Source organism: Rothia similimucilaginosa (assembly GCF_029850875.1).
In the GTDB taxonomy this organism is placed as follows: Bacteria; Actinomycetota; Actinomycetes; order Actinomycetales; family Micrococcaceae; genus Rothia.
Genome location: NZ_JAOVAM010000004.1, coordinates 13,580 through 25,452, shown reverse-complemented (window position 1 = coordinate 25,452; position 11,873 = coordinate 13,580). Strand labels below are relative to the sequence as shown.

Genomic DNA, 11,873 nt, shown 5'->3' with positions numbered 1-11,873 from the left:
TATCAAGATGTAGAGTAAACCCCATGACTTCTTCACCTGAACACACGCATGAGACTATTTCTGAGAGCGCATTGCGCTACCTGCTCATTTCTCGCGAAGGGGAAACCCTCCTCAACGATGAGGGAGCCGTGCACTATCTGACCGGTAGTGATTCTGCCGAACTGCTGCCTGAGGAAGCTATCCTGGCGCACAGCATAATCCGTCCCGCCGCTTACAGCGATGACGTGAAGAAGAATGGCACGGCAGAGGTGCACGTGATTTACTGCGAGGACAAAACCCTCGCGCAGGTTGCCACCGAGCTGAACAACCCTCGGGTGCGCGCCTCCAGCAGGGGCTTCCGCTACTACCCGGTCCACGAGGACCCGGAAGGTCGTGCCCACTACGCCACCGCCCTGGCACGCCGCGACTACCTCATCGACATGCGCTACTCCGCCTACAGCGGTGAGGAGGCGCCCCTCGGTTCCAAGGGAATCCGCCGCACCGCCTCGGGCGAAATGGTGTTCCCCCGCATTGAACCCGCCGTGATGGCGCTGGTGACCAGCCGTGACGGCGAGTGGGTGTTATTGGCGAATAACCGCCAGTGGCACCCCAACCGCTTCGCTCTCATCGCCGGTTTCGTTGACCCTGGCGAAAACCTCGAGGAGGCAATCGCCCGCGAAGTCTACGAAGAAACCGGCTTGCACGCCCTCAGCACCGAGTACCGCATGAGCGATGTGTGGCCTTTCCCGCGTTCGCTCATGATTTGCTACCGGGTGCACGTGGATGAGAACGAAACCATCATCCACCACGATGGCGAGATTCGTGCCGCACGCTGGTTCACCGCCGCTGAGCTGCGTGAGGCAATTGCTCTTTCGGAGGAGTGCGGCAACAGCGACGAGGACGACCCCGCAAAACTGGAGTTGCCCGGCACGAACGCTGTCGCTCGCCGCATGATTGATGAGTGGCTCACGGAAAAGCCCTAGTGATACACTGGTAGCTAAGCCCAACGGAGGGGGTCCGTTTTGGCGTGCCCGGAAACGTTCTCATCGCAGAGCGGGTCCATCGGCAAATACCCAAACCGGCAAACGACCGCCAGATACCTATCTGTAGGCACTGCCCTGTGACCTCCTGTGCCGTCTAGAACGCACCCGTTGGCAAGACTATCCCCTAGATTTAAGCGAGAAACTTAACGCATGTCTGAAAACACCGCTTCGCGCCCCGACCTTCGCAATGTGGCTATCGTGGCACACGTTGACCACGGTAAGACCACCATCGTCGACGCGATGCTGCAGCAGACCCACGCCTTCTCTGCCCACGCAGATGTTGAAGACCGAGTCATGGACTCCGGCGACCTCGAAAAGGAAAAGGGCATCACCATTCTGGCGAAGAACACCACCGTGTTCTACAACGGCCCTTCCGCCAACGGTGAGACCATCACCATTAACGTGATTGACACCCCCGGCCACGCCGACTTCGGTGGCGAGGTGGAGCGTGGCCTGTCCATGGTTGACGGCGTTGTGCTGCTCGTGGACGCATCCGAAGGCCCGCTGCCCCAGACCCGCTTCGTGCTGCGTAAGGCACTGGCTGCTAAGCTGCCCGTGATCCTCGTGGTGAACAAGGTTGACCGCCCCGACTCCCGTATTGACGAGGTCGTTGGCGAGTCCATGGACCTGCTGCTCGGCCTGGCATCTGACCTGGCGGACGAAGTTCCCGACCTGGACCTGGACGCTGTGCTGAACGTTCCGGTGGTGTACGCATCCGGTAAGGCTGGCGCTGCATCCCTGAACCAGCCCGCAGACGGCCAGCTGCCCGACAATGATGACCTGGAGCCGCTGTTCAAGACCATCATCGAGCACGTACCCGCCCCCACCTACAACCCGGATGAGGTTCTGCAGGCACACGTGACCAACCTGGACTCCTCCCCGTTCCTGGGCCGTCTGGCACTGGTCCGTATCTTCAATGGCACCCTGAAGAAGGGCCAGACCGTTGCGTGGGCACGTCACGACGGTGAAATCAAGAACGTCCGCATCTCCGAACTGCTGGCAACCAAGGCTCTCGAGCGCGTTCCCGCAGAGTCCGCTGGCCCCGGCGAGATTGTCGCAGTGGCTGGTATCGAGGACATCACCATTGGTGAAACCCTCACCGACGCTGAAAACCCCAAGCCCCTGCCGCTAATCAAGGTGGACGATCCCGCGATCTCCATGACCATCGGTATTAACACCTCCCCGCTGGCTGGCCGCGTCAAGGGTGCAAAGGTCACCGCACGTCAGGTGAAGGACCGCCTGGACCGCGAGCTAATCGGTAACGTGTCCATCAAGGTTCTGCCTACCCAGCGTCCGGACGCGTGGGAAGTTCAGGGTCGTGGCGAGCTCGCCCTGGCTATCCTCGTGGAGCAGATGCGCCGCGAAGGATTCGAGCTGACTGTGGGTAAGCCCCAGGTGGTGACCAAGACCATCGACGGCAAGGTCTACGAGCCCATGGAGCACATGATTATTGACGTGCCCGAGGAGTACCTGGGTGCTGTCACCCAGCTGATGGCTGCACGTAAGGGCCGCATGGAGAACATGGCGAACCACGGTACCGGCTGGGTTCGTATGGAGTTCGCTGTTCCCGCACGTGGTCTGATTGGTTTCCGCACCCAGTTCCTGACTGAGACCCGCGGTGCCGGCATCTCTTCCTCCTACTCGATTGAGCACGAGCCTTGGGCTGGCGACATTGAGTACCGTACCAACGGTTCGCTGATTGCTGACCGTGCCGGCGTGGTCACCCCCTATGCGATGATTAACCTGCAGGAGCGCGGCACCTTCTTCGTGGAGCCCACCTCTGAGGTGTACGAGGGTATGATCGTTGGTATGAACTCCCGTGCAGACGACATGGAAGTTAACATCACCAAGGAAAAGAAGCTAACCAACATGCGTTCTTCGACCGCGGATAACTTCGAAAACCTGACCCCGCCGAAGAAGCTGACCCTGGAAGAGAGCCTGGAATTCGCTCGCGAAGACGAGTGCGTTGAGGTGACTCCCGAGGCAATTCGTATCCGTAAGGTCATCCTGGATTCCAACGAGCGTGTCCGCGAGTTCCGCCGCCGCGCCCGTGCGAACGACTAATACAGCGCCAGCGATTAATACAGCGCGACTATGAGTGTTAGTAGTGCGTTAGCAACTCACCTGCTGTAGCGGGTGTCGTTGCTCAATCGTGTCGTTACCCAAGAGCCGCCGCTACCTTCCGAAGAGGAGGTAACGGCGGTTCTGTTTAATCACCACGATCTGTTTGGGAAATAACGGCGGGGGAGAATGGAGAGGAGAGACGGTGCTTTTGCTTTCTGCCGAAAAACCGCCTTCCGAGAAGCCCGAACACCTCGCGCTGTACATGCGAGTGTGTAAGATAAAAATAATGCGCCTGCAAGGTGGCGGTACCCGTCCGCCGCTCAACATCTGCCGCCAACGATGTAAATTGCCGGCGCCCTATTGACCGTCCAAGAAACCCAACCCTGCGTATGAGAGGGAAAGCCTGTGTCTGAAACCGAGAACACTCAGCCTGATTCTGCGACCCCCAGCTACCCCACGCAGGGTGAGCGCATCGCCCCCGGCTCGCGCCGTGACCTGCTGCCGAATAACTACGATGCGAAGAAGGCGCGCATCCTGTTCGTGCATGCGCACCCGGACGATGAAACCTCCTCGACCGGCGCGACCATGGCGTACTACGCACAGAAGGGTGCGGAGGTGTACCTGCTGACCGCTACCCGCGGTGAGCTGGGCGAGGTCATCCCCGAGGAGCTGCACCACCTGGAGGTCGGTAAGCTCGGCTGCCGTGATAACGGTGAGGCGCTGGGCGAGTACCGTACCGGTGAGCTTGCCGGCGCTGTTAAGGCTCTGGGCGTGAGGAAGCAGTTCTTCCTGGGCCAGGAGCCTGCTGTCGCTGAGGGTGCGCTACCCCTGTACCGTGACTCCGGCATGGCGTGGGGCCCGGAGGGTAAACCCGTCGCTAACCCGGTAGCGGCGGAGGAGTCGTTGACCGCCCAGCCGCTGGAACCGCAGGCTCAGGCTTTGGTTGCCGCTATCCGTGCTCTCACCCCGGACGTTCTGGTTACTTACGATTCGGACGGTGGCTACGGCCACCCCGACCACGTGCGCGTGTACGAGATTGTGCGCCGTGCCCTGCAGATCCTTGAAGACGACGAGGACCGCCCAATTCTTACCTGGGGTATTGAGGGTGAGTTTGACGCGGATGATCAGCGCCTGCAGGCCGCTATTTACGGTGACGGCACCACCAAGCGCAAGGCAATGGAGGCGCACCGCACCCAGATTACGGTCGTGGACGAGAAGACTTTTGAGTACTCAAATAAGGTGCCGCAGAAGATTTCTGCCGTGGAGACTTTCCGCGTGCTCGACGGTAATCCGACCGCGACCGTGCACCCGAAGCCGCAGGAGGCTGGTCTGGTGGCGGGCGTTCTGACCGGCTCGATTCTGGGTATTTTTGCTGGTATTGCCGGGTCGATCTACCACGCCTGGGTTGTATACGTGGGGGAAACCGCCCTGCCCCTCGGCTTGCTGGTCGCGTACCTGACGGTCTTCTTCACTGCCCTGTGGTGTGCCCTGTCGTTGCGTCGCGGCTACGCTGCGGCTGTCGTGGCTGTTGCGGTGTTCGTGACCGTGTACGTGCTCGGTTACAGTCGTCCCGATTCGCCGTTTGTTCTGGTGAATCCGGGCCATTCGGCGATTGGCCTGTACGGTGCCCTGTGGTGGTTCGGCGCCCCTGTCGCGGCGATGCTTGGCATGCTCGTGTACACGCGCGCTCGCGTGAAGGACGCGCAGTATTTCTCGCCGCGTGCGGCGCATCAGCGTGCTCGCGCCAAGAAGTAGGCTGAAGCCTATCACTACGTCATAATCTAAGGGGAGGGGTGTTCCGGTTAGCCGGGACACCCGTCTGACGTTTTTGGGGTGCTACACCGCTGCTGTCTTCTAAACCCGTCGGATAGAGGGCAATAGGAAAGAGAATGTATGCGTTATTCGGTGAATTGTGCGGGGTGGAAATAGCGATGACTTCATCAAAAAATTCATGTGATGAAGATTTCATTTTTGGCTTAATCTATTTTTAAAAGCCTGCGGACTAGCAATAACGCAAAGAAATACCAGGTCAGCCTAGCCTAAAAAATACCCCCACAAACCCATGAGACCACTGTCTGATACGCCACGAAAATACGGTTAAACAGCCGGTGCGCGATAGACTATACACAGACTTCCCCGCCGGGTACCAACTACTCGGCGGTTTACTCTGTAGATTCTGCCCTGCAGCAGACGACCCGCAGAACGGCGGGCACGGGGCGAACAGCTTGTAGAAAGGCACACCAATGACCTACGTAATCGCGCTTCCCTGCGTGGATGTCAAAGACCGCGCATGCGTTGAAGAATGCCCCGTCGACTGTATCTACGAAGGCGAACGCACCCTGTACATCCACCCGGATGAGTGCGTGGACTGTGGCGCCTGCGAACCCGTCTGCCCCGTAGAAGCAATCTACTACGAAGACGACGTCCCCGAAGAGTGGACCGAATACATCAGCGCCAACGCAGACTTCTTCGATGACCTGGGCTCCCCCGGTGGCGCTGCAAAGCTCGGCCCTACCGGTAAGGACGTGCCCTTCATCGCGGCGCTGCCTCCTCGTGGCGAATAATAACCTGCGGCGAATAATAGCTATAACCGCATAGACTGATCGCACCCTATGACGGGTGCCAAGAGCCTCCATCTAGCACCCGGTGCCCACACACCGTCTACGCGCTGGAATGGAGGTTCTTGCTATAGGCACGCCAGTGCCCGGACGCTAGACTAAAATGACGAAAACTATTCCCAAGCAACCAGGTGACACTATGACTTACGGCCTTAACCTGCCCGAATACCCCTGGGAGGCGCTCGCCCCCTACCGCGCAACCGCAGCCGCCCACCCGGATGGTCCGGTGGACCTGTCCATCGGCACCCCGGTCGACCCGACCCCGCAGACCATTCGTGAGGCGCTGGCGGCAGCCTCCGACGCACCCGGCTACCCGACCACCCACGGCACCCCCGCCCTGCGTGAGGCTATCGCCGAATGGTTTGCGCGCCGTCGCGGCGTGACCGGTCTGAACCCGGAAGCTATTATGCCCACGGTTGGTTCGAAGGAGCTCGTTGCGTGGCTGCCGTTCCTGCTGGGTCTGGGCCCGGGCGATGTGATTGTGTATCCCCGCGTTGCGTACCCCACCTACGATATGGGCGCCCGTTTTGCTCGCGCCGAGTCTGTTCCCGCAGACAGCCTGGACGAGCTGGATGCTGACACCCGTAGCCGTGTGAAGCTGATTTGGGTGAACTCACCAGCGAACCCGAACGGTGTGGTGCGTACCGTGGAGCAGCTGCGTGAGGTTGTGGCGCAGGCGCGTGAAATTGGTGCCGTGGTGGCATCTGATGAATGCTACGCGGAGCTCGGTTGGGGTGCTTGGGATGAGGCGTGCGGCGGTCAGCCGGTGCCGTCCATCCTGGATCCTCGCGTGTGCGATGGTGACTTCACTGGCCTGTTCGCCGTGTATTCACTTTCGAAGCAGTCGAACCTCGCCGGTTACCGTGCCGCGTTCATTGCCGGCGCCCCCGAGCTGATGCCGAACCTGATTAATAGCCGCAAGCACGCCGGCATGATTGTGCCCGCCCCGGTGCAGGCTGCCATGATGGTGGCGCTGGCTGATGAGGCGCATGTGGCGGTGCAGAAGGACCTGTACCGTGCCCGCCGTGAGGTGCTGGAGGAGGCGATTACTGTCGCCGGTGGTCGCATCGAGAATTCTGAGGCGGGCCTGTACCTGTGGACCACCTTCGGTGAGTCCACCTGGGATTCAATTAGCCGTCTGGCGGAGCTGGGTATTATTGCTGGCCCCGGTGTGTTCTATGGCGAGGACGGCGAAGGTTACGTACGTATCGCCCTGACCGCCTCCGATGAGGCTGTAGCGAAGGCTGCCGAGCGTCTGAAGGCATCTGTATCTCAGTAGCTTTGCTGCTCTGTAATCCGGGCAGCGGTACGGCTCCAGTAGCTGTGTAGCCCCGGCAGCTAACTAGCCCGAGAGACAGAGAAAACCCCGCACCCTCCTGAAAGGGGAGTGCGGGGGCTTTGCGGTATCTGCATATCGTCGTTGGCTGGGGAGCCGGGACGATAGGGAGGGGAGGAAGCTACTTGCGGCCGCCGGGCAGAACGAACATCTGGACGGTTGGCGGGTTCGGGTTGTCCAAGGCATCCGGGATCAGGTTACGGGTCACTTTAGCTGAGGTTCGTGAAGCCAAACGATCCGTAATGCCGGTTGCTACCGCGGTCAGCACGAAGTTCACCGTCACGAAGATCGCCGCCGCCAGAATCAGGGTCTGCAGTACGTTGCCGTCACCGGAACCGATGCGTCGGGCTGAAGCCAGCAGCTCCGGGTAGGAGATGATGTAACCGAGCGCGGTGTCCTTCAGAATCACCACGAACTGGCTGAGCATCGACGGCATCATTGCAGTGAAAGCCTGAGGAAGGAGAATCCGAATCAGCGTCTGGGTCGGGGTTAGACCAATCGCAAGACCCGCCTCACCCTGGCCGCGTGGAAGCTGCTTCACGCCCGAACGGAGTAGCTCAGCGATCACCGAACCGTTGTACAGGGTCAGACCAACAACCACGGCGATGAAAGGTAGCTGAGCAGGCGGAAGACCGCTGTACTTGCCCAAAAAGAGCCAGAAGAAGATCATCATGATCAGCACCGGCACGGCGCGGAAGAATTCCACGACCACGGTGCCGAACCAGCGGGTAATGCGGTACTGGGATAGTCGAGCAATACCGAAGACCACACCGAACGCAACCGAGGTAACCACCGAAACCGCTGCCGCCGACAGGGTTGAGGCAAGGCCCGGCAGGTAGTAGGAACTCCAGGCGCGGGCGGTGAACAAATCAGTCCATTTTTCTGCCTCCAGCTGCCCCTTCTGACCCATAACGGTCAGCACATAGACCGCAAATAGTGCAAAAAGGACTACCGCAGCAATGTTGAAGATACGGATACGACGCTGAGCAATAGGACCTGGCTCGTCGAAAAGCACCGAAGAAGTGGCGCGGGTTTCATCACTGATAAAGGGGTTTTTCATCTCTTCACCGCCAGCTTACGGGATGACCAGGTGGTCAATGCACCAATGGGAACAACAATGATGACGAAGCCTATCGCAAACATAATAAAGATAGCGAGCACCATGTTCGCATCGAACTCAATCATGGTTTTCATTAGCCCGGAGGCTTCAGCCACCGACGCGACCGAGGCGACAGTGCTGTTCTTCGTCAACGCAATTAGGGTATTACCAAGCGGGGTAATGGCACCGCGTAGAGCCTGAGGGAAAATCACCAGGCGGGCGGTATCGAAGAAACCCAGGCCGATAGCGCGGGCTGCTTCTGCTTGACCCTTCGGCACGGTGTTTACACCCGAACGGATTGCCTCGCAGATAAATGCTGAATGGTAGATTGACAGGGCAATGACCGCGTACACGAAGAAGTTCGTGTCGAAATCGTGTGAGAAGGAGAGCTGGAACTGCGTCCATACACCCAGAATGGCGAAAGTCATCATGATGGTGAGCGGAGTATTACGGACAGTGTGTACGTAGGCGGTGCCCGCCCAGCGCAGGGACGGGACGGGGCTGATGCGCATGAGCGCCAGCACGGTACCGAGGACGAACGATCCAATAGCCGCCCAGAAAGTCAGCTGAATATTGGTCATGAAGGCGCCAACCACATCGTACTTGGACAGGAGAGCGCCGAGTTGGTCAAAGAATGACATTCGTGAACCTCTCTAGAGGCCTAGGCGCAGGAGGTGCCCAGGTGCGGTGGGTTGGTTTCCGTGTTGTAGTGGTAGCCGGTGTCTTCGGTGTACTTGGTGATGAGTTTCTCCCAGGTACCGTCAGCTACCATTTCGTTGATGGCATTATTCACAGCTTCACATTTGTCGGTCCCCTTGGGCAGACCCACACCGTAGCGTTCAGCGGTAAAGGGGGAGCCGACCACTTTTAGCTTGCCCTTGTTTGCCTTGGTTGCTGCTAGACCGGCGAGGGTAATGTCGTCGGTGGTGACGGCATCTACCACGCCACCATTGAGGGCAACCACACAGTCGGAGTAGCTATTCTGCTTGACCAGGTTCACATTCTTGGCGAATTTGTCCTGGACTTTTTTGGCGCTCGTAGAACCGGTTACAGAACAGAGGTTCTTTCCGTTCAAATCATCCGGTCCGTGGATGTCATTGTTATCGACACGAACCAGCAAATCCTGACCGGCAGTGTAGTAGGGACCTGCGAAGTCTACGGTCTTCTTGCGGCTCTCAGAGATAGAGTAGGTCGCAAAAATCATGTCTACCTGGCCGGTATTGAGCATATTTTCGCGGTTAGACGCTGGAGACTCGACGAATTCAATCTGGCTTTCGGAGTATCCAAGCTTACCGGCGACGTAGCGCGCTACCTCCACGTCGAAGCCGGTGTAGGTGTTGCCGTCCTGATAACCGAGGCCGGGCTGGTCTACTTTAATGCCGATGCGGATCTTATTGCCGCTGTCTGCGCTGGAACATCCGGTGAGGACGCCGGTTAGAGCGAGGGATGATGCCGCGGCGAGTGCTGCGAGCTTGCGTGAATATTTTTGCATGTCGGGCCCTCCGCTTTAGTGGTTGATGATCTTGGAGAGGAAGTCCTTGGCGCGCTCGCTCTTCGGGTTAGTGAAGAACTCGTCCGGGTGTGCTTCTTCGATTATCTCCCCGTCGGCAAGGAAGACGATGCGGTCTGCCGCCTTACGGGCAAAGCCCATTTCGTGGGTTACAACAATCATGGTCATGCCTTCCTTTGCGAGGGAGACCATGGTGTCGAGCACTTCGTTGACCATTTCGGGGTCAAGTGCACTGGTGGGTTCGTCAAAGAGCATGACCTTGGGCTTCATAGCGAGGGCGCGGGCGATAGCGACGCGCTGTTGCTGACCACCGGAAAGCTCTGCGGGCATTTTATGTGCCTGGGAATCCACACCAACCTTTGCGAGTAGCTTCATAGCTTCTGCTTCTGCGTCTGACTTGGACATTTTGCGGATTCGGCGAGGTCCAAGGGTTACGTTATCAAGAATGGTCTTGTGAGCGAAAAGGTTGTAGGACTGGAAAACCATACCTACTTCGGCGCGGAGCCTCGCGAGGGCTCGGCCTTCTGCGGGGAGCTCTTCGCCATCAATCGTGATGGATCCGCTGGTGATAGTTTCGAGGCGGTTAATGGTTCGGCAGAGAGTTGACTTGCCGGAACCAGAGGGGCCGAGAAGGATGACAACTTCGCCCTTGCCTACGGAAAGGTTGATGTTTTTCAGAACATGATTGGTGCCGTAGTATTTGTTGACATCAGCAATTTCGATGAGGTTTTTTTGCTCTACGGGAGTTGTCTGTGCGGACATCATGAACCCTTTCATGTGAGGTGCATCTATGATGTGGGTTGTGTATATGCTGAGATTTTAGATTACGCCTCATCAGGTAACGTGTGTGTAAAATATTCGCTTTACTGTGTAAGTTATGTGAATTTTTAAGCCCTAATGCATAGTTATAGTATTTTTGACGTAAAAATATGGGTGAAAAACACCTCATCTATGTAAAGGGCTCTGACTAGGGGGAATGCTTCACCTTTCCGTTTTCTCCCACGACTTGTCAACTGTTTCCAGGGTATGCGTCACAAGCTGGCAAAAATTTCGAAAAAAGCGCACAAAAGTGCCCGACAGGTGAGATAACACCTATCGGGCACTCTTCAACACCCCTCACAAGGGGCTAAAACAGCTTAGGCCTCGTAACCGTTGGGGTTGTTCTTCTGCCAGTTCCAGTGGTCGCGAACCATGGTCTTAATGTCGCGGCTAGCGCTCCAACCCAGATCCGCCAGAGCAGAGGAAGGATCAGCGTAAGAGACCGCAACGTCACCGGGGCGACGATCCACAATCTTGTACGGCAGCTCCTTACCGCACGCCTCCTCGAACGCGTGCAGAACCTGCAGAACCGAGTAGCCGTTACCGGTACCCAGGTTCCAGGTGTGCAGGCCGCAGTGCTCAGTAATGTAGTTCAGCGCCTTCAAGTGGCCGTCAGCCAGGTCAACCACGTGAATGTAATCACGCACGCCGGTACCGTCAACGGTCGGGTAGTCGTTACCGAAGACGTTCAGGTGCTCGCGGCGACCCACAGCAACCTGCGCGATGAAGGGCACCAGGTTGTTCGGGATACCAGCCGGGTCCTCCCCAATACGGCCGGACTCGTGCGCACCAACGGGGTTGAAATAACGTAGCAGAGCAATGTTCCACTTGGGGTCAGAAGCAGCCAGGTCGACCAACATATCCTCGATGTGCTCCTTGGTGCGGCCGTAGCAGGACTGCGCATCCATGTTCATCTTCTCAATCAGAGGCATGGACTCCGGCTCGCCGTACACGGTAGCGGAGGAGGAGAACACGATGGAGTGGCAGTCAGCCTCATCCATTGCGTACAGCAGGTTCAGGGTGCCAGCCACATTGGTCTGGTAGTACCACAGCGGCTTCTCTGCGGACTCACCCACAGCCTTCAGACCCGCAAAGTGAATCACAGCGTCGGGGCGAACCTGCTTGAAGAGAGCCTTCATGCCTTCAAAGTCGAGCAGGTCAACCTTATGGAACTCGGGGGCGCGGCCAGCGAGTTCAGCGACACGCTTGAGGGACTCCTCGGAAGAGTTTGCGAGGTTATCCATGACGACGACGTCGTGACCTGCCTTGAGCAGTTCAAGTACAGTGTGGGAGCCGATGTAGCCGGCGCCGCCGGTAACGAGTACCTTCATGATGTCCTTTCGGGCTTTATATATCCGGAACAATTGCTCCGGATGGGGGACAAAAGCTGTTGAGCTGTATCTAA

Annotated in this window: 10 protein-coding genes; 5 read left to right on the top strand and 5 right to left on the bottom strand. The window is 58.1% G+C overall.

Annotation, left to right across the window (positions count from 1 at the left end; translation table 11 throughout):
• The first annotated feature begins 23 nt into the window (after positions 1–23).
• From QFX05_RS03940 to dapC, 5 genes are all read left to right on the top strand, one after another.
• Complete coding sequence (locus QFX05_RS03940) at positions 24–962, top strand: NAD(+) diphosphatase (RefSeq protein ID WP_279741130.1); 939 nt, start codon at positions 24–26, stop codon at positions 960–962.
• A 210-nt stretch (positions 963–1,172) separates the two neighbouring features.
• Positions 1,173–3,086 (top strand): translational GTPase TypA, encoded by a 1,914-nt coding sequence (typA, locus tag QFX05_RS03935; protein WP_279741127.1) that lies wholly within the window; start codon positions 1,173–1,175, stop codon positions 3,084–3,086.
• A 405-nt stretch (positions 3,087–3,491) separates the two neighbouring features.
• Positions 3,492–4,841: a PIG-L family deacetylase gene (locus tag QFX05_RS03930; protein ID WP_279741124.1), complete on the top strand. Its 1,350-nt coding sequence runs from the start codon at positions 3,492–3,494 to the stop codon at positions 4,839–4,841.
• A 488-nt stretch (positions 4,842–5,329) separates the two neighbouring features.
• Positions 5,330–5,650 carry a ferredoxin gene (gene fdxA / locus QFX05_RS03925; RefSeq protein ID WP_279741121.1) on the top strand — a complete coding sequence of 107 codons (321 nt, stop codon included), beginning with the start codon at positions 5,330–5,332 and terminating at the stop codon, positions 5,648–5,650.
• 193 nt (positions 5,651–5,843) lie between these two features.
• A complete protein-coding gene (gene dapC, locus QFX05_RS03920) occupies positions 5,844–6,983 on the top strand; it encodes a succinyldiaminopimelate transaminase (protein WP_279741119.1) in 1,140 nt (379 codons plus the stop codon).
• 178 nt (positions 6,984–7,161) lie between these two features.
• Here the strand turns inward: dapC and QFX05_RS03915 are convergent, their stop codons facing one another.
• From QFX05_RS03915 to galE, 5 genes are all read right to left on the bottom strand, one after another.
• Positions 7,162–8,100: an amino acid ABC transporter permease gene (locus QFX05_RS03915; RefSeq protein ID WP_279741117.1), complete on the bottom strand. Its 939-nt coding sequence runs from the start codon at positions 8,098–8,100 to the stop codon at positions 7,162–7,164.
• Positions 8,097–8,780 carry an amino acid ABC transporter permease gene (locus tag QFX05_RS03910; protein WP_279741114.1) on the bottom strand — a complete coding sequence of 228 codons (684 nt, stop codon included), beginning with the start codon at positions 8,778–8,780 and terminating at the stop codon, positions 8,097–8,099. The genes QFX05_RS03915 and QFX05_RS03910 overlap by 4 nt, the downstream gene beginning before the upstream one ends.
• A gap of 20 nt (positions 8,781–8,800) precedes the next feature.
• On the bottom strand, positions 8,801–9,631 hold the full coding sequence (locus QFX05_RS03905; RefSeq protein WP_279741111.1) for a glutamate ABC transporter substrate-binding protein: 831 nt from the start codon (positions 9,629–9,631) through the stop codon (positions 8,801–8,803).
• Between the two features lie 15 nt (positions 9,632–9,646).
• Positions 9,647–10,411, bottom strand: a complete 765-nt coding sequence (locus QFX05_RS03900) for an amino acid ABC transporter ATP-binding protein (protein ID WP_279741109.1) — start codon at positions 10,409–10,411, stop codon at positions 9,647–9,649.
• 374 nt (positions 10,412–10,785) lie between these two features.
• On the bottom strand, positions 10,786–11,799 hold the full coding sequence (gene galE, locus QFX05_RS03895; protein ID WP_279741107.1) for a UDP-glucose 4-epimerase GalE: 1,014 nt from the start codon (positions 11,797–11,799) through the stop codon (positions 10,786–10,788).
• Positions 11,800–11,873 lie beyond the last annotated feature (74 nt).